Source organism: Providencia sp. JUb39, assembly GCF_012272845.1.
Taxonomy (GTDB): domain Bacteria; phylum Pseudomonadota; class Gammaproteobacteria; order Enterobacterales; family Enterobacteriaceae; genus Providencia; species Providencia lanzhouensis.
In genome coordinates, this window is sequence record NZ_JAAWXD020000001.1 from 1,899,627 (window position 1) to 1,916,703 (window position 17,077).

General features: G+C 43.2%; 20 protein-coding genes. 13 read left to right on the plus strand and 7 right to left on the minus strand.

Annotated features, from left to right (window positions below; all coding sequences use genetic code 11):
- Positions 1-29: 29 nt before the first annotated feature.
- From HFU86_RS08720 to HFU86_RS08730, 3 genes are all read left to right on the plus strand, one after another.
- Positions 30-584 (plus strand): VOC family protein, encoded by a 555-nt coding sequence (locus tag HFU86_RS08720; protein ID WP_132495859.1) that lies wholly within the window; start codon positions 30-32, stop codon positions 582-584.
- Between the two features lie 177 nt (positions 585-761).
- Positions 762-1,523, plus strand: coding sequence for a copper homeostasis protein CutC (cutC, locus tag HFU86_RS08725; RefSeq protein WP_132495860.1), 762 nt, complete (start codon positions 762-764; stop codon positions 1,521-1,523).
- 138 nt (positions 1,524-1,661) lie between these two features.
- Complete coding sequence (locus HFU86_RS08730) at positions 1,662-2,090, plus strand: hypothetical protein (protein WP_187129053.1); 429 nt, start codon at positions 1,662-1,664, stop codon at positions 2,088-2,090.
- A 101-nt stretch (positions 2,091-2,191) separates the two neighbouring features.
- Here the strand turns inward: HFU86_RS08730 and cmoB are convergent, their stop codons facing one another.
- The 5 genes from cmoB to HFU86_RS08755 all read right to left on the minus strand — a co-directional run bounded on the left by cmoB (position 2,192) and on the right by HFU86_RS08755 (position 5,327).
- A complete protein-coding gene (gene cmoB, locus HFU86_RS08735) occupies positions 2,192-3,163 on the minus strand; it encodes a tRNA 5-methoxyuridine(34)/uridine 5-oxyacetic acid(34) synthase CmoB (RefSeq protein WP_132495862.1) in 972 nt (323 codons plus the stop codon).
- Positions 3,163-3,915, minus strand: a complete 753-nt coding sequence (gene cmoA, locus HFU86_RS08740; RefSeq protein ID WP_036948300.1) for a carboxy-S-adenosyl-L-methionine synthase CmoA — start codon at positions 3,913-3,915, stop codon at positions 3,163-3,165. The genes cmoB and cmoA overlap by 1 nt, the downstream gene beginning before the upstream one ends.
- Positions 3,916-4,007: 92 nt before the next feature.
- The gene (locus tag HFU86_RS08745) at positions 4,008-4,406 is read right to left on the minus strand and encodes an MAPEG family protein (RefSeq protein ID WP_154603908.1); all 399 of its coding nucleotides are present in this window, start codon (positions 4,404-4,406) and stop codon (positions 4,008-4,010) included.
- A gap of 105 nt (positions 4,407-4,511) precedes the next feature.
- Positions 4,512-4,916 carry an NUDIX hydrolase gene (locus HFU86_RS08750; protein WP_187129054.1) on the minus strand — a complete coding sequence of 135 codons (405 nt, stop codon included), beginning with the start codon at positions 4,914-4,916 and terminating at the stop codon, positions 4,512-4,514.
- Positions 4,917-4,988: 72 nt separating this feature from the next.
- The gene (locus tag HFU86_RS08755) at positions 4,989-5,327 is read right to left on the minus strand and encodes a DUF4377 domain-containing protein (protein ID WP_132495863.1); all 339 of its coding nucleotides are present in this window, start codon (positions 5,325-5,327) and stop codon (positions 4,989-4,991) included.
- Between the two features lie 351 nt (positions 5,328-5,678).
- Between HFU86_RS08755 and aspS the strand changes: the two genes are divergently transcribed.
- The 7 genes from aspS (at position 5,679) to HFU86_RS08790 (ending at position 11,746) form a co-directional block, all read left to right on the plus strand.
- Positions 5,679-7,448: an aspartate--tRNA ligase gene (gene aspS, locus HFU86_RS08760; protein ID WP_187129055.1), complete on the plus strand. Its 1,770-nt coding sequence runs from the start codon at positions 5,679-5,681 to the stop codon at positions 7,446-7,448.
- Positions 7,448-7,882, plus strand: coding sequence for a dihydroneopterin triphosphate diphosphatase (gene nudB, locus HFU86_RS08765; protein WP_132495864.1), 435 nt, complete (start codon positions 7,448-7,450; stop codon positions 7,880-7,882). Before aspS ends, nudB begins: the two co-directional genes overlap by 1 nt.
- Before the next feature lie 30 nt (positions 7,883-7,912).
- Entirely contained in the window at positions 7,913-8,656 is a 744-nt protein-coding gene (locus tag HFU86_RS08770; protein ID WP_036948283.1) for a YebC/PmpR family DNA-binding transcriptional regulator, read from the plus strand.
- A gap of 225 nt (positions 8,657-8,881) precedes the next feature.
- The gene (ruvC, locus tag HFU86_RS08775; protein ID WP_036948281.1) at positions 8,882-9,403 is read left to right on the plus strand and encodes a crossover junction endodeoxyribonuclease RuvC; all 522 of its coding nucleotides are present in this window, start codon (positions 8,882-8,884) and stop codon (positions 9,401-9,403) included.
- Positions 9,404-9,487: 84 nt separating this feature from the next.
- Positions 9,488-10,105, plus strand: a complete 618-nt coding sequence (gene ruvA / locus HFU86_RS08780) for a Holliday junction branch migration protein RuvA (RefSeq protein ID WP_132495865.1) — start codon at positions 9,488-9,490, stop codon at positions 10,103-10,105.
- A gap of 16 nt (positions 10,106-10,121) precedes the next feature.
- A complete protein-coding gene (gene ruvB / locus HFU86_RS08785; protein WP_036948275.1) occupies positions 10,122-11,132 on the plus strand; it encodes a Holliday junction branch migration DNA helicase RuvB in 1,011 nt (336 codons plus the stop codon).
- A 254-nt stretch (positions 11,133-11,386) separates the two neighbouring features.
- Positions 11,387-11,746 carry a hypothetical protein gene (locus tag HFU86_RS08790; RefSeq protein WP_132495866.1) on the plus strand — a complete coding sequence of 120 codons (360 nt, stop codon included), beginning with the start codon at positions 11,387-11,389 and terminating at the stop codon, positions 11,744-11,746.
- Between the two features lie 93 nt (positions 11,747-11,839).
- On the opposite strand, the gene znuB is transcribed toward HFU86_RS08790, so the two are convergent.
- Both znuB and znuC read right to left on the minus strand, forming a co-directional pair.
- Complete coding sequence (gene znuB, locus HFU86_RS08795; protein ID WP_036948270.1) at positions 11,840-12,625, minus strand: zinc ABC transporter permease subunit ZnuB; 786 nt, start codon at positions 12,623-12,625, stop codon at positions 11,840-11,842.
- On the minus strand, positions 12,618-13,385 hold the full coding sequence (gene znuC, locus HFU86_RS08800) for a zinc ABC transporter ATP-binding protein ZnuC (protein ID WP_108478188.1): 768 nt from the start codon (positions 13,383-13,385) through the stop codon (positions 12,618-12,620). The genes znuB and znuC overlap by 8 nt, the downstream gene beginning before the upstream one ends.
- A gap of 73 nt (positions 13,386-13,458) precedes the next feature.
- On the opposite strand from znuC, the gene znuA reads away from it, so the two are divergent.
- The 3 genes from znuA to lpxM all read left to right on the plus strand — a co-directional run bounded on the left by znuA (position 13,459) and on the right by lpxM (position 16,865).
- A complete protein-coding gene (gene znuA / locus HFU86_RS08805) occupies positions 13,459-14,418 on the plus strand; it encodes a zinc ABC transporter substrate-binding protein ZnuA (RefSeq protein WP_132495867.1) in 960 nt (319 codons plus the stop codon).
- A gap of 20 nt (positions 14,419-14,438) precedes the next feature.
- A complete protein-coding gene (gene mepM / locus HFU86_RS08810; RefSeq protein ID WP_036948263.1) occupies positions 14,439-15,773 on the plus strand; it encodes a murein DD-endopeptidase MepM in 1,335 nt (444 codons plus the stop codon).
- A 117-nt stretch (positions 15,774-15,890) separates the two neighbouring features.
- Positions 15,891-16,865, plus strand: a complete 975-nt coding sequence (lpxM, locus tag HFU86_RS08815) for a lauroyl-Kdo(2)-lipid IV(A) myristoyltransferase (RefSeq protein ID WP_132495868.1) — start codon at positions 15,891-15,893, stop codon at positions 16,863-16,865.
- Positions 16,866-17,077: the final 212 nt, after the last annotated feature.

The following is a 17,077-nucleotide window of genomic DNA, read 5'->3' on the forward strand; positions in this document are numbered from 1 at the left end:
TCTTTGTTTTTATCTATAGAGTTATGTGAATGTTAGATTTCGATAAAATCCCTCAGTTAAATGATTTGTGGTGTGACCTACCTTATTTTGAAAAAAAAGTGACGGCAATGGCGCACGTACTCGGCTTGTCTTTGACAGATTATGTGATTGACCACATTTCTGTACGTTGCCATCATCAGGAAACCGCAGAGCGTTGGCATGATGGGCTATTGCAATGCGCCGAGTTACTTTCTGATAACCTGATTAACGGTCGCCCAATTCGTCTTTATGACCTGAAAAAGCCCATTCAAGTTGCTGGGCAGGATGTTTATATTATCGAGCTGCCTTTTCCAAAAGATAAAATCTATCCTCAAGAGAGCTGGGAACATATTGAAATGGTCATTGATGTCGCGCCAGAATTATTGGAAGAGACAGCGCGTCGTTTATTACCGGACACGCTACCGGAGGGCTACTCCTATAAAGTGAGCCAACCTAAAGGTCAGCAAGAAAGACTGCCAAATCCGACTTTGGCCGTGACAAACGGCTTAATTACCCTCAAATATCACCCGTTTTCCCTTAGAAACATCGTTGAAAGCGAAAAATAAGTGATGCAATTAACGTTATTGATCATTATTTAGAGCCAACTCTAAATGGTGTGATATCACGCAGATAACATTTAACAAAAAGTGGCATAGTTAGTTGAATGCCTAATAAAAAGCACGTTTTGGCCCTCAATTTTCAGCTCATATTCTACTGAGCTTATGACCATTTTGGAGATCTTCATGGCGAAACTGGAAATTTGCTGTTTTGGTATAGAATGCGCCGAAGTCGCGCAAGAATATGGTGCAAATCGCATTGAGCTCTGTTCGGGGGCAGCAGATGGGGGGCTAACACCAAGCTACGGCTATTTAAAACTGGCGAGAGAGAAACTTCATATACCTGTTCATCCCATTATTCGTCCTCGTGGTGGCGATTTCTGCTATAACGTGAGTGAATTTGATGTGATCCGTGAAGATTTACAGATGATCAAGGAGATGGGGTTTCCCGGCGCAGTGGTGGGGATCTTAGATACAGAAGGGCGCATTGATATCGAACGGATGCAGACCTTAATGGAAATTGCGAATGGAATGGAGATTACTTTCCATCGTGCTTTTGATATGTGTATCAATCCGTTACTGGCATTAGAGCAACTTAAAAACCTTGGGGTGGCACGTATTTTAACATCCGGTCAGCAACAAAGTGCTGAGTTAGGTTTGCCACTACTGAAAGAGTTGCACGAAAAAAGCCGTGAAATTAATGGTCCAATCATTATGGCTGGTGCGGGGGTTCGGTTGGCAAATATGACCAAATTTATGGAAATTGGTCTAACGGAAGTGCACAGCTCCGCAGGGAAAACCGTTCCTTCCAGTATGAATTACCGCAAAGCTGGTGTAACTATGGCATCGAACAGTGAAACCGATGAGTTCACACACTACTGTGTGGATGGACCAACGGTGGAAGCGATGAAGGACTTTATTTCTATAACGGAAAAAGTGCCTGCATAAATCATAAATTCGGAATAGGACTGACTGAATTTGTGATAGGGAGAGTTAAGATAGGGAGGTTAAATACCTCCCTTTGTTTTTAGATTTTTGAACTGAGTAAAAACTAAAAACCGCTGAATGAATTTTAAGGAAAAAATCATGCTGAAAAAAATTGTATTAACATCATCACTTTTGTTTATCACAACCTCCTCGTTTGCTTTTTCATTAGCTGAAAAAGAGAAGCACCAAAAGTATGAAACGGGAATTTCCTCTCAAGTTACGGCATTAAATAAAACCTGTGGGTCAGACATTAAAGCGAACTTTGACTGGGCAACGTTTTCAAAAGAGCAGCTCGAAACCATTGGTATCGATGGTTATAGCAAAGAGATGCTCAAGGGAATAGCCAATGTCTGTGAACACTCTGAACTGGCAAAACAGTCAGTCAGTGAGAAAATCAAAAACATTAACTATTCCTATACCAAGCCTAGGGCGATTGAATTAAAAGATGGCACGCTATCGTTAGGAATGGATTTTGATTCGGCGAATGACGCAAAAGCAGTTGAAGAGTATTTAATGAATAACTTATAGCCGTTATTTTTTGTGGCGCATAATAAAAACCCCCGTGAGTTTTCGATGAACTTTTGGGGGTTTTGTCATGTAGGGCCGGTGAGAATTGCCGTCTTACAATATTACGGTTTTTTCGCCACTAAAATCGCACGTAGAGGGGCAGGATACCCTTCGATGGTTTTGGATTGATCATTAGGGTCTAAAAATTCCGCTAACGAATCCGTTTGCATCCACTCAGTACGGCGCTGTTCGTCTAACGAAGTCACCGCTTGGTCAACAATGCGTACATCGACAAAACCGCATTTCTCTAACCACACTTTGAGCATTTTGGCGGAAGGAATAAAGTAAACGTTGCGCATTTGTGCATAGCGGTCGCCAGGGATCAGGCATTGGAATTCATCACCTTCAATCACCAAGCTTTCCAACACCAGTTCACCTTCACTGACGAGTTGATCTTTTAACTGCCATAAATGGTCGAGTGGGGAGCGACGATGATACAGAACGCCCATCGAAAATACGGTATCAAAGGCTTTTAATGCAGGCAGTTGTTCAATACCTAATGGTAATAAATGTGCGCGTTGGTCATCACCTAACAGTTTTCTAACCGCTTCAAATTGGCATAAAAACAGTTCAGTAGGATCGATGCCGACAACAAACTCCGCTTCTTCGCCCAGCATACGCCACATGTGATAACCACTTCCGCAGCCCACATCTAACACATGGCGACCTTTTAATGGGGAAATATGGGGCAGAACGCGATCCCATTTCCAATCTGAACGCCATTCGGTATCGATATTGACGCCATAGAGAGAAAATGGACCTTTACGCCATGGTTTCAACTGCCCCAAAATATTGTTTAAACGGCGAGTTTCTCCTTCAGTTAATTCCGGATCGCGCGTTGCAGTGACACTATTTTTAATATCCAAATGGGTTGGTGTCATGACAGGCAGGTTATCTAACATTTTCTCCCATGAAGAGAACCCACCGTGTAGGCCTTCTTTCTTCCATGCCGCCAGTTGAGCAGGCAGGGTTTCTAACCAATGGCTAAGAGGGCCAACGGCAATTTGTTGATAAAAACGACCGAAATCGATCATTACTGCCCCTCTTTTAATGCTAATAATGAACCGAAGTTAAAACATTGGAACCAGACTTCACAATGGGTGAATCCGACGCGTTTTAAGCGGGCTTTATGCGCTTCAACAGAGTCGGTGAGCATGACATTTTCGAGCATGCTGCGTTTTTGGCTGATTTCGAGTTCGCTATACCCGTTGGCGCGTTTGAAATCATGGTGCATGTTGAAAAGCAATTCACCAATTTGCTTATCTTCAAAATTGAATTTCTCAGATAACACTAAAATGCCACCAGGCAATAACCCTTGATAAATTTTAGTGAGTAATTTTTCGCGGTCATCGGGATTTAAAAACTGCAATGTGAAGTTAAGGATAACCATGGACGCATTTTCAATATGAATGTCGCGAATATCTCCTTCGATAACCTCGACAGGGGTTTGGGCTTTGTACGCATCAATATGACGGCGGCAGCGTTCGACCATAGCGGGTGAATTATCGACAGAAATGATTTTGCAGTTTTCCACTGAAATATTTCGACGTACAGACAGGGTGGCGGCACCAAGGGAACAACCCAGATCATAGACTTGGCTATTTGGTGTCACAAAGCGACCCGCTAGCATCCCAATCATGGTGATGATATTGGAGTAACCCGGTACGGAACGTTGGATCATATCGGGGAAAACTTCAGCTACTTTTTCATCGAACTTCCAGTCACCTAAATTGGCGATCGGCGCGGAGAAAAGGCTGTCTTTATGGTTTGGATCCTGACTTGACATAGACTTGTATTAATTAGCAGAACAAAAGTAGTGGCGGATTGTAGCAGAAAGCCATATAACCTGAAAACCAATCCGCATAAAAGTAAGAAAAACTAAAAAGAGAACGACACCATTTGTACCCAAGGTAGATAATAGGCATTGGCGATGACCATCAAGGCGAGAGCCAAATAAGTTCCCATCATTCCCATTCGACGCTGTGAATAGTCATGGTTTTTTAAACCGTAAGAGTGGAGCATGCGGCTTGCAATTAGCAGAATGCCGCAAACATGGATCATCCATACTTTGGCGCCATTCATCTCCATTAACAGTAATAAAATTAATGAAATTGGAATGTATTCGATGGCATTGCCATGCACACGGATAGCGGTTTGCAATTCAGAAAACCCACCATCGCCAACAGACACACGGTACTGATTTCTTAGCTTTACGACATTGAGTGATAGTCTCAGTATCAATAAAGCCCCTAGTACAGCGTATAAAGAACTGACCATTTTTTACTCTACCTCTATGGAGATAAATTAAATTTTCTAAATTTTAAAACCTAATAGGTAAATCTACAAATAGAAATATATCGATTTTGATAATTCATTTTTGAATTATTGAATAAGGTTATCCGCTTTAAGTTGCGCCAAGACAGCTATCGCGGTGATAGAGCAGCGGTCAGTATCATTGGAATCTAGCCACACTAGTTCAGCAATTTCAGCCGCGGGTTGAGGGATGCCGTCGTAATCGGCGTGGTAGCAACGAATACAAACCTGTGTGCCATCCTGTTTGCCATCAGCTAGCCCTGTGAATTCAGCGTAGAATCGGATGGATTCAGGGTGCAAGGTTAATGTGAGTTCCTCATCGATTTCGCGAGCAAGCGCCTGTTGGTCAGTTTCACCGTGCTCACGTTTCCCGCCAGGAATATAAAATAGGGTTTTATTATGGGAACGAACCATGGCAACTTTGCCATTTTGAATGGTAATTAAACCTAATTTATCAATGATTTTAGTGCTCATCTTTTGCCTTAACCTGTTGTAGCTTGTGGTCAATCATAGAAAAGAGCAGGTGGTTTTACACCTGCGTCGACATTATTTTTTCTCGATAACTTTGACTAACTCATAACGGATGCTTGGGGCATCGGCGGGAGGGTTAGGCACATCAAATTGTTGAACCTCTAGCACGTAGTTATAGCCCGGCTCATAGCTGAATCCTTGAATGGATGAGTAAAAATATTGCCAATCATCCGTTGGTTTTTCTTTAATTTTCATGCATTTCATAGGTGCAACGCCGACACAGTCAGCCAGAGAGGAGTCGATATAAAAGATTTTATTGTTGCTATTGGTGGGCTTCATCGTATTGGTATTATTTCCGTTTTGGCATCCTGCAAGCAGAACAAGAAGGGATGATGCGAGTAGAATTTTTTTCATAAAGGTTCCTCTAGTTTCAGGCAAAAGTGTCTGAATATGAGTAATTATAGCAAAATGAGACGGGTAATTATTCCCAAAAAAATTATGATCTAACAAACAATCAAATTTTAATTCTCAATTGGGTGTGTGATTTTTTTAGATTCGTTGGGATCGTTTTAATAGATAAGAACCATTTTTATTGATTAGAGATGGTTTTTTTGTATCAATTTCGCAGTTAAGCTGTATAGCAAACTGTTTGTCTAACAGAATTTCCTATATAATGTCTGCCTTTTTTGACATTCTGAATTTTCAGCTAAATGCCAAATTCCCGCAGCAAGCAAAAGCACAACAAGCTGAGTAAAAGGATAGAGTATGCGTACTAATTATTGTGGGCAATTAAATATCGCTCATGAAGGCCAGAAGGTCACTCTTTGTGGATGGGTAAACCGCCGTCGTGACTTAGGTGGTTTGATTTTTATCGATATGCGTGATCGTGAAGGTATCGTTCAAGTTTTCTTCGATCCAGAGCGTAAAGACATATTTGAAAAAGCGTCAGAACTGCGTAACGAGTTCTGCATCCAAATCACAGGTACAGTACGTGCGCGCCCAGATAGCCAGAAAAACAAAGACATGGCTACGGGTGAAATTGAAATCTTTGCTGAAGGCTTGGAAGTCTTCAACAAATCTGAACCTCTGCCATTAGACAGCAACCAAACCAACACAGAAGAGCGTCGTTTAAAATACCGCTATTTAGATTTACGCCGTCCGGAGATGTCAGATCGTCTGCGTACTCGCGCGAAAATCACCAGCTTTGTTCGTAACTTTATGGACAAAGAAGGCTTTATGGACGTTGAAACGCCAATGCTAACCAAAGCGACGCCAGAAGGGGCGCGTGACTACTTAGTACCAAGCCGTGTTCATAAAGGCAAATTCTACGCATTGCCACAATCCCCTCAGCTGTTCAAACAGCTGCTGATGATGTCTGGCTTTGACCGTTACTATCAAATCGTAAAATGCTTCCGTGACGAAGATTTACGTGCTGACCGTCAACCTGAATTTACCCAAATCGATGTGGAAACCTCGTTCATGAGCGCAGAGCAAGTTCGCGAAGTGATGGAGCGTATGATCCGCAACTTGTGGCTTGATGTGAAAGGTGTTGATTTAGGCGATTTCCCAATCATGACCTTCGCAGAAGCGATGCGTCGTTACGGTTCAGATAAACCAGATCTACGTAACCCAATGGAACTGGTTGATGTTGCTGATATCGTTAAAGATGTTGAATTCGCAGTATTTGCAGGTCCAGCAAATGATCGAAAAGGCCGTGTTGCAGCCCTGAAAGTGCCAGGTGGCGCAGCAATGACCCGTAAACAAATTGACGAATACGGCAATTTCGTGGGCATCTATGGTGCGAAAGGCTTAGCGTGGATGAAAATCAACGAACGCGCTAAAGGCTTGGAAGGTATTCAAAGCCCAGTTGCGAAATTCCTAAGCTTAGAAATTATCGAGCAAATTATTGAACGTACTGGCGCAGCCGATGGCGATATCATCCTATTTGGTGCGGGTGCGAAAAATGTAGTGACTGACTCCATGGGTGCATTACGCCTGAAAGTGGGTCGCGACTTCGAGCTGACCAACTTAAATAGCTGGCAGCCACTGTGGGTTATCGATTTTCCAATGTTTGAAGAAAATGGCGAAGGCGGCTTAACCGCAATGCACCACCCATTCACTTCACCAAAAGATTTCACACCGGAAGATCTGGCGAAGAACCCTGAAGATGCCGTTGCGAATGCCTACGATATGGTTATCAATGGTTACGAAGTGGGTGGCGGTTCTGTCCGTATTCACCGCAGCGAAATGCAACAAACCGTGTTCGGTATTTTAGGTATCAATGAAGAAGAACAACGTGAGAAGTTCGGCTTCCTGTTAGATGCACTGAAATACGGTACGCCACCACATGCAGGTTTGGCATTTGGTTTAGACCGCTTAGTGATGCTGTTAACTGGAACTGATAACATCCGTGATGTTATTGCCTTCCCGAAAACAACCGCAGCGGCATGTTTAATGACCAATGCGCCAAGTCATGCAAACCCTGATTCGCTGACTGAGTTAGCGATTGCAGTTGTGGCGAAAGAAGAAGAGTAATGAAAAGTTATAAGCGCCCAGAATCGGTATTAGTCATTATGGTGGCTGAAAACTCGGGGCGGGTGCTTATGATGCGGCGTAAAGATGATCCAGACTTCTGGCAATCAGTAACCGGAAGTTTGGAGCTTCATGAAACCAGTGCTGCGGATGCAGCGCTTCGCGAAATCAAAGAAGAGACGGGGTTTAACCCGCAACCAAGTCAGTTACATGATTTGTCGAAAAGTATCATCTTTGAAATTTTCCCGCATTTCAGGCATCGTTATGCACCGGATGTAACCCACTGTAAAGAACATTGGTTTAAATTGGTGCTAAGTGATGAACAAACGCCATTACTGACTGAACACACAGAATTTTGTTGGCTTGAACCGCAACAGGCGGCAAAGCTGACAAAATCGTGGAGCAACAGCCAGGCTATTTTAGAATTTGCTGTTTAATTATTTTATTGACGTTTTTGGAGATATTTCATGGCAGGTCATAGTAAATGGGCCAACACCAAACACCGTAAAGCGGCGCAAGACGCAAAACGCGGTAAGATTTTCACTAAAATTATTCGTGAGCTGGTCACTGCAGCGCGTTTAGGCGGCGGCGATGTCGCAACTAACCCACGTTTGCGTGCTGCTGTGGATAAAGCATTATCAAACAACATGACTCGCGACACATTAAACCGTGCGATTGCGCGTGGTGTGGGTAATGATGATAACGATAATATGGAAACCATCATTTATGAAGGTTACGGTCCTGGCGGCACAGCGGTTATGGTTGAATGTCTAAGTGACAACCGTAACCGTACCGTCTCTGAAGTTCGCCACGCGTTTACGAAAACGGGCGGTAACTTAGGGACTGATGGTTCTGTATCTTATCTGTTCACCAAACGTGGCGTGATCACTTACGCACCGGGCGTGGACGAAGATGCTCTGATGGAAGCTGCATTGGAAGCGGGTGCCGACGACGTTGAAACTTACGATGATGGCGCGATTGACGTTTACACTACACCAGAAACGTTTGGTGAAGTGAAAGATGCGCTGGATGCCGCTGGTTTTACTAGCGAGAACGCTGAAGTTTCTATGGTTCCATCCACTAAAGCCGAACTTGATGTTGAAACTGCCCCTAAATTACTGCGTCTGATTGATATGTTAGAAGATTCAGACGACGTACAGGAAGTTTATCATAACGGTGATATCTCTGATGAAGTTGCTGAGCAACTGTAATTAAGACGATGTCTGCGTAGAGAAAGCGGGCTGTGTCCAGCCTGTTTTCTCTAACGCCTCTCCCATCTTCACCTTCTCTTTTATTTGCTATATTTATGATGGCAGGAATGCTATTTACACTGAAATTGCGGTGGACTCGGTGATATTCCCTCGTTGCCATTGTGGCAATCATTAGATGGGGATAAGATGATATGAAAATTAATAAAGGGCAACTATAGGTTTTATATGGCGATTATTCTGGGTATCGACCCTGGTTCACGGATCACAGGATACGGTGTTATTCGCCAACAAGGTAGGCAATTACTCTATCTCGGAAGTGGGTGTATTCGCACTCAAGTTGATGATTTACCAAGCCGTCTGCAGCGTATTTATGCGGGAGTCTCGGAAATTATCACCCAGTACCAACCTGATGTTTTATCCATCGAACAAGTGTTTATGGCGAAGAATGCGGACTCGGCGTTAAAGCTGGGGCAAGCGCGTGGGGTGGCGATTGTCGCGGCAGCAAACCAAAATATTCCCGTTTTTGAATATGCCGCTCGTCAAGTCAAGCAAACTGTTGTGGGAACGGGAGCAGCAGAAAAAAGCCAAGTTCAACATATGGTGAAATCTATCCTAAAATTATCGGCTAGCCCCCAAGCGGATGCCGCGGATGCGCTGGCAATTGCCATCACGCATTGCCATTTTAATCAAAACCTGCTGAAAGTCGGCGATCCGCGTTTAGTGTTGACCCGTGGAAGATTAAGATGAAGACTGGATATGCATCCAGCATTTTTTGTGGTATAAACAGCAGAGTCAAAATTTAAGACGCTAATCAAATTTAAGGGGTTCAGTGTGATAGGTCGTTTACGTGGCATCGTATTAGAAAAGCAACCACCCATTGTGTTACTTGAGCTACAAGGTGTTGGCTATGAAGTTCATATGCCAATGACTTGTTTCTATGAATTACCTGAAATTGGTCAAGAAGCTATTGTTTTCACCCACTTTGTTGTGCGAGAAGACGCTCAATTACTGTATGGTTTCAATGACAAACAAGAGCGCGCACTATTTAAAGAGCTGATTAAAGTCAATGGCGTGGGACCTAAACTGGCACTCGCAATTTTATCTGGCATGTCGGCTCAACAATTCGTGTCTGCCATTGAGCAAGAGGCGATTTCTTCTCTGGTGAAATTGCCAGGTATTGGTAAGAAAACTGCCGAGCGTTTAGTGGTCGAAATGAAAGACCGTTTCAAAGGCTTGAATGGGGATCTTTTCAACCCAGTGAGCGATATTGATTTACCAAGCGTGAAGAGCCAAGGACCAAGCCAAGCAGATATCGAAGCCGAAGCTGCTGCTGCCTTGATTGCTTTGGGATATAAGCCGCAAGAAGCCAGCCGTATGGTGAGTAAAGTCGCAAAACCTGATAGCGATTCTGAAACACTGATCCGTGATGCCTTACGCGCAGCACTTTAATTGAGAGATTATTACGATGATTGAAGCTGATCGCCTAATTACTGCTGAAGTGCTGCATTCTGAAGAAGAAGCCATTGATCGCGCGATCCGCCCTAAATTACTGGATGAGTATATTGGGCAACCGCAAGTTAAGCATCAAATGGAAATATTTATTCAGGCAGCCAAAATGCGGGGTGATGCGCTTGATCATCTGTTAATTTTTGGACCACCAGGGTTAGGAAAAACCACCTTAGCGGGTATTGTCGCCAACGAACTTGGCGTTAATTTGCGGACAACATCAGGACCTGTGCTAGAAAAGGCAGGGGATTTGGCTGCGATGCTGACTAACCTTGAACCCCATGATGTCCTGTTTATTGATGAAATCCATCGCCTTTCCCCCGTAGTTGAAGAGATTTTATATCCTGCCATGGAAGACTACCAATTAGACATTATGATTGGTGAAGGTCCTGCGGCACGTTCCATTAAAATCGATTTACCGCCATTCACGTTAATCGGCGCCACTACACGCGCCGGTTCCTTGACTTCGCCACTGCGTGACCGCTTTGGGATTGTGCAACGATTAGAGTTTTACCAAGTTGATGATTTGCAACATATCGTGAAGCGTAGCGCTCAGTATATGGGACTGGATATTACCGAAGAAGGGGCATTACAGGTCGCGATGCGCTCTCGCGGAACTCCACGGATTACCAACCGTTTATTACGCCGTGTGCGTGACTTTGCCCAAGTGAAAGGCAATGGCAGTATTGATGAGTTGATTGCGAGCCAAGCGCTGGATATGTTGAATGTGGATGCGGCGGGTTTTGACTATCTTGACCGTAAACTGCTGGTGGCCATCATTGATAAGTTTATGGGAGGGCCGGTGGGTGTTGATAACCTTGCCGCTGCTATTGGCGAGGAGCGCGAGACCATCGAAGATGTGCTCGAACCTTATCTTATCCAGCAAGGGTTTATTCAGCGAACACCAAGAGGGCGTATGGCAACAGCCCATGCTTATTCTCATTTCGGGTTAACACCGAAAGAAGTCTAGCTTTTAAACGCTTGATTGATATATAGATGGGTATGATTTAAATATTATCATATGCATTTCAAATGAAATGAACCCAGCAATTTAGCCACAATTACTGGGTTTTTTTGTATCTATATTTTACTAAATTGAGAAATTATCATTATTTAGTCCGCGAAATGGTATTGAGAATATATGCAGTGAGTTTTAAAAACACAGACATTGATAATGATTTTTATTATCATATGGTGTTTTTTCGTATATTAGGATAGTCCCACATGAATAAAGCTTCTTGCACATTTGCGCTCACAGTACTTTTATTTGCGACTGTTGTTTCTGGTTGCACAAAAAACACCAAAGCTCTCACCAATAAGGAAACCATTGAAAGTTGTTCTCGATATCTACCTGAAGGATCAACATATTGGGTGAGTATCGAGGGTGAAATTGACTTAAACAAGAAATTTCACGGGGATTTAAACGTGAATGTCCCAAAAGATAAATTAAATGATCCAAAATATTCAGATGAAGGGTTTAAACTAAAAGTTAATCAATTTATGGATTGTGTTGGTGGATTTATAAACGATAGTGTCGGTGATGTAGAAACCCCCGTGAATAACGATAAAAAGAATGCAGAATAATTCGTATTATTGAATTTTATTAGAACCCGCATAAAGCGGGTTTTCTATTTGTTTTTATCCAGATACGGTTTTATTCAGGCATTTTTTATACAACTAGTTTTTCGTTTTTACGCACAAACTTAGAATAAATAAAATGGCAGAAGTTAGTACCACGGATGGGCCCGCAGGAGTGTCGTAAAATGCGGATAGGGTTAATCCGCCAGTCACGGAAACCATGCCAATACCAATGGCGGTGAGCGCCATTTGTTCTGGCGTTTTTGCAAAACGTCGAGCGGTAGCAGCGGGGATGATCAGTAAAGAGGTAATGATTAGCGCACCAACAAATTTCATTGCGATCCCGATGGTTAACGCTGTGACCATCATCAACAATAAGCGAGAGCGTTGGAGATTAATTCCATCCACAAAAGCCAGCTCTGAGCTAACTGTCATCGATAAAAGCGCCCGCCATCGATAAAAAAGCAACCCGCAAACGACAACTACACCGATTAGAATCGTTATAATGTCTTCATATGTTACGGATAACAAATCACCAAATAGATAAGCCATCAGATCGACGCGGACATTCGCCATTAGGCTGACGACAACAAGACCTAAAGAGAGAGAGCTGTGAGCCATAATGCCGAGTAATGTATCGACGGCGAGTTGAGGCCGCTTTTCCAGCCAAACAAGGATCAGTGCCAATAATAAAGTCACTGCGATCACGGCGTAAAAAGGATTAATGTTTAGTAGCAAACCGAAGGCAACACCTAGCAAAGATGCGTGGGCGAGGGTGTCCCCAAAATAAGACATACGGCGCCAAACCACAAAGGAACCTAAGGGACCGGCAGCAATCGCGAGTAACATACCTGCAATCCAACCAGGTAGCAGTAACTCAATCATGATGGCAATCCTTGCTGTGTTGGTGGGATGTAATCACATTACCTTCTAAATCATGTTGGTGATTATGCTGATGACGGTAAACCCCCAGTTGCTGTGCGCCCCGATAGCCAAACATAGCGACGAATTCAGGGTGATTAGAGACAACATCAGGGGTACCAGAGCAACAAATATGCCCGTTGATACATAAAACTTGGTCTGTTTTTGCCATGACTAAATGCAGGTCGTGAGAGACCATGAGAACTGCGCAACCGAGTTCAGTTCTTAATTGATTGATTAGGTCATACAACGCAACTTGACCATTAATATCGACGCCTTGGGCGGGTTCATCGAGAACCAACAAATCAGGTTTATTGAGCAATGCACGCGCAAGCAGAACGCGCTGGGTTTCACCACCGGAGAGTTTCTGCATTGGCTGATCAATGAGATGCGTGGCTTTAACTCGCTCGAGAGCGGGTAATAAATGAGCCGTGCGGACACCTTGCTTTAACATCATAAACCGCTTCACGGTTAGCGGTAGGGTGGTATCTAAATGCAGTTTTTGTGGGACATAACCAATAGAGAGTGACGAGGCTCGATTGATAGTGCCTGATGTGGGCGCTAATAGCCCCAATACCACGCGAACAATCGTGGATTTACCGGCACCATTAGGCCCCAATAACGTCACGATATCCCCTTTGTTAAGCGCAAAAGTAACATCCTTTAATACGGGTTTATCGCCAAATGAGACAGAGATTTTATTTAAAGATAATAGTGGTTGCATATGAAAACATCTTGCAGAAATCAAGTTGTGTTATATTATAACATTTCAATTTTAAGATCACGGAAAAATGTTCATGATACACAAATCGAAACTTATTACCCGTAAATTCATCTGCAAAGCTACGTTAGCTTCAGTTTTAACCGCATCGATGTTGCCACTAGCCAACGCCGATGTTGTTACATCGATTCGACCTTTAGCCTTCATTGCTGCGGGGATCGCTGATGGTGTCACTGATACACAAGTTTTACTTCCTGATGGTGCTTCGCCACATGATTATGCACTGAAACCTTCGGATTTAAAAAAGATAAAACAGGCTGATTTATTTGTTTGGGTTGGACCTGAATTAGAAATGTTTTTAGAGAAGCCAATCAATGTATTAGACCAGAATAAACGTCTGGCATTGGCTGAGCAGAAAAATATTCATAACTTATTAATGGCTGAAAACCATGAGGAGGACGATAGCCATCAACATGCCGATGAACCTAACCATGATGCGGATCACGAACATCATCACCATGGTGAGTATAATATGCACATCTGGTTGTCTCCAGATATTGCAAATTTGGCTGCCGATGACATTTACGCGCGTTTAGTAGAGCTTTATCCTGCTCAGAAAGATAAGCTGGACGTAAACCTTCGTAAATTCAAAGAAAACATGGCGCAAAACGATAAGAAAATTGCTAGTATTTTAAAACCGGCTCAAAATAAAGGGTATTTTGTTTTTCACGATGCTTATGGCTACTTTGAAAAACACTATCAGCTCGCTCCGTTAGGGCATTTTACGATAAACCCTGAGATTCAGCCCGGTGCCCAAAAATTGCATCAAATACGAACACAACTGGTTGAGCATAAAGCGCAGTGCGTTTTTGCTGAGCCACAATTCAGACCTGCGGTTATTGAAAGCGTAGCGAAAAATACGGGAGTCAAAATGGGTACTCTCGACCCACTCGGTAGTGGGCTGGCAATTGGACCAGATAGCTACATGAAGTTTCTGACTCAACTATCAGAACAATACGCAAGCTGCCTGAATTAAGCATAGAGGAATAGTTTAAAGTGCAGCAAATGGCAAGTGGTATTGTGCAGGCATTTAACGGCTTGTCCAAGACCCATAAAATTGTGTTGAGCACGCTCACTGTCGCCACCATGGCCGTCGCGATTTGGCGGCCTGTACATATCCCAACCACGCATGAAAGTGACAGTTCTCCTGATACGGTCATTCCTTTTGCTCAATCAGCGATTGAAGCAGAAGGCGATGATTTAATTCAAGATAGTAGTGAGCAGTTACCCGATGAAGGCGTTGCAGACAGCGACACTGACGCATCAGATGCAGATGGTACACCTCTCGCACATGAATATGTTGTCTCAAGTGGCGATAATTTATCGTCTATTTTGACCCAGTTTGGTATCGAAGCTGGTGATGTTGCGACACTTTCAAACCAACATAAATCATTACGTAACTTAAAAATCGGTCAAACCCTTAGCTGGACATTGAATGCGGATGGCGAATTAGAGTCCTTAACGTGGGATGTTTCTCGCCGTGAAACGCGCATATTCAAACGCGTTGGGGCAACCAACAAATTTGAAGAAGTGAAAGAGATCCGTAAAGGCGATTGGACAAACAGCGTGATGACCGGTTCTATAGAAGGCACGTTTGCTCAAAGTACCAAGAAAGCTGGTTTGACTCGTACAGAAGGTCGTGAAGTTACCAAAGCCTTACAGTGGCAGGTGGACTTTAACAAGCTGAAAAAAGGCGATAAGTTTACTGTTTTAATGGGGCGAGAGATGCTCAATGGGACTCATGAACAGAGCCAACTAGTTGGCGTACGTCTACAGTCTGGCGGTAAAAATTACTACGCTTTCCGTGCTGAAGACGGTCGCTACTATGATAGTGAAGGTAATGGTTTAGAACGCGGTTTCTTGCGTTTTCCAACGGTTAAGCAGTTCAGAGTTTCATCACACTTTAACCCGCGTCGTGTTAACCCGGTGACGGGGCGAGTTGCACCACATAAAGGGGTCGACTTCTCAATGCCAGTGGGTACTCCTGTATTAGCGGTTGGTGATGGTGAAGTGATTGTAGCGAAATACAGTGGTGCAGCAGGAAACTTTATTGCTATTCGCCATGGTCGCCAATATACGACGCGTTATATGCATTTACGTCAATTGCTGGTGAAACCAGGACAAAAAGTGAAGCGTGGTGATCGCATTGCGTTATCAGGTAATACTGGACGTTCTACAGGGCCACATCTCCATTTTGAAATGTGGGTTAACCAACAAGCCGTCAACCCGCTAACTGCGAAATTACCAAGCTCAGGTGGTTTAACAGGTAAAGAACGTAAAGAATATTTAGAGCTGGTCAAAGAGACTAAACCTCAGCTTAAACTGAAATAACCATTTCAGCTTCTTCATCCAATAACTGGCAGATACTTGTGTCTGCCAGTTTTTTTTGTAATGCTCTTACACATTCATTTTTGGTTATCAAAATAGCCGTGATTTCTTGGGTATAACATGAATAAAGAACAAGATACCGACAGCAAAAAAGGCTATGTGCCAACGTTTCATAAATCCTATTTATTACCTAAATATTGGGGCGTATGGTTAGGCGCAGGGCTGTTTGTTGCGCTTGCCTATATCCCTGTTAAAGTTCGTGATCCTATGCTGGCAAAAGTAGGTAAATGGGTTGGACGATTAGCGAAGAGCGCCCGTCGCCGAGCTAAAATTAACTTACTCTATTGCTTTCCTGATATGGAAGAGCAACAAAGAGAAGAATTGGTTGACCGGATGTTTGAAACTGCACCGCAGTCTTTTGTCATGTTGGCTGAATTGTGTGTCCGTGGGGCTGAGCGAACATTAGCGCGTACCCATTGGCATAACAAACAGATTATCGACCGATTGCAGGAACAGCAAAGCAATGTGATTTTTATGGTTCCTCACGGTTGGGCTGTCGATGCTCCCGCGATGCTATTAGCTGCGATGGGGCAGAATATGGCGGCTATGTTCCATCACCAGAAAAACCCTGTTGCAGATTATTTGTGGAACAAAGCGCGTTACCATTTTGGTGGACGCCTTCATTCCCGCGAAGCAGGAATTAAACCTTTTATTGCATCGGTCAGACAAGGTTACTGGGGTTTTTATCTACCCGATCAAGATCATGGGGAAGAGCACAGTGAATTTGTTGATTTCTTTGGCACATACAAAGCGACCTTACCCGCTATTGGTCGATTGATGAAAGTGTGCAAAGCGAAAATTGTTCCGTTATTTCCGGTGTACGATCACGTTAATCATCAATTACATATCTATGTTCGTGAACCAATGGATGATATTGATGGGCAAGATGATAACTATATTGCACGTCGAATGAATGAGGAGTTAGAGTTTTTAGTTGAACCTAATCCAGAGCAATATACGTGGATCCTCAAACTATTGAAAACACGTAAAGAAGGGGAAATAGAGCCCTATCAGCGAAAGGATTTATATCGCTAGATATTTTCTCAGTATAGTAAAAGCCACGGTAATCATTATCCGTGGCTTTTGTTTTTAAGGGCAGTAGATATTTATTATATATAATTATGGAATAAATTTAAATTAAAAGACGGCTTTAAAATAATGCTAAAAATCTAAATTGTAGGAGTGATATTCTAAATACATTGTTATATTCTTCCCGAGATGAAGGTGAGGGAAGATGATGGGCTGGA

Excerpts from the sequence above, each read along its gene's own strand:
- HFU86_RS08720 (WP_132495859.1), top strand. The coding sequence starts at position 30 with ATGTTAGATTTCGATAAAATCCCTCAGTTAAATGATTTGTGGTGTGAC.
- cutC (WP_132495860.1), top strand. The coding sequence starts at position 762 with ATGGCGAAACTGGAAATTTGCTGTTTTGGTATAGAATGCGCCGAAGTC.
- HFU86_RS08730 (WP_187129053.1), top strand. The coding sequence starts at position 1,662 with ATGCTGAAAAAAATTGTATTAACATCATCACTTTTGTTTATCACAACC.
- cmoB (WP_132495862.1), bottom strand. The coding sequence starts at position 3,163 with ATGATCGATTTCGGTCGTTTTTATCAACAAATTGCCGTTGGCCCTCTT.
- cmoA (WP_036948300.1), bottom strand. The coding sequence starts at position 3,915 with ATGTCAAGTCAGGATCCAAACCATAAAGACAGCCTTTTCTCCGCGCCG.
- HFU86_RS08745 (WP_154603908.1), bottom strand. The coding sequence starts at position 4,406 with ATGGTCAGTTCTTTATACGCTGTACTAGGGGCTTTATTGATACTGAGA.
- HFU86_RS08750 (WP_187129054.1), bottom strand. The coding sequence starts at position 4,916 with ATGAGCACTAAAATCATTGATAAATTAGGTTTAATTACCATTCAAAAT.
- HFU86_RS08755 (WP_132495863.1), bottom strand. The coding sequence starts at position 5,327 with ATGAAAAAAATTCTACTCGCATCATCCCTTCTTGTTCTGCTTGCAGGA.
- aspS (WP_187129055.1), top strand. The coding sequence starts at position 5,679 with ATGCGTACTAATTATTGTGGGCAATTAAATATCGCTCATGAAGGCCAG.
- nudB (WP_132495864.1), top strand. The coding sequence starts at position 7,448 with ATGAAAAGTTATAAGCGCCCAGAATCGGTATTAGTCATTATGGTGGCT.
- HFU86_RS08770 (WP_036948283.1), top strand. The coding sequence starts at position 7,913 with ATGGCAGGTCATAGTAAATGGGCCAACACCAAACACCGTAAAGCGGCG.
- ruvC (WP_036948281.1), top strand. The coding sequence starts at position 8,882 with ATGGCGATTATTCTGGGTATCGACCCTGGTTCACGGATCACAGGATAC.
- ruvB (WP_036948275.1), top strand. The coding sequence starts at position 10,122 with ATGATTGAAGCTGATCGCCTAATTACTGCTGAAGTGCTGCATTCTGAA.
- HFU86_RS08790 (WP_132495866.1), top strand. The coding sequence starts at position 11,387 with ATGAATAAAGCTTCTTGCACATTTGCGCTCACAGTACTTTTATTTGCG.
- znuB (WP_036948270.1), bottom strand. The coding sequence starts at position 12,625 with ATGATTGAGTTACTGCTACCTGGTTGGATTGCAGGTATGTTACTCGCG.
- znuC (WP_108478188.1), bottom strand. The coding sequence starts at position 13,385 with ATGCAACCACTATTATCTTTAAATAAAATCTCTGTCTCATTTGGCGAT.
- znuA (WP_132495867.1), top strand. The coding sequence starts at position 13,459 with ATGATACACAAATCGAAACTTATTACCCGTAAATTCATCTGCAAAGCT.
- lpxM (WP_132495868.1), top strand. The coding sequence starts at position 15,891 with ATGAATAAAGAACAAGATACCGACAGCAAAAAAGGCTATGTGCCAACG.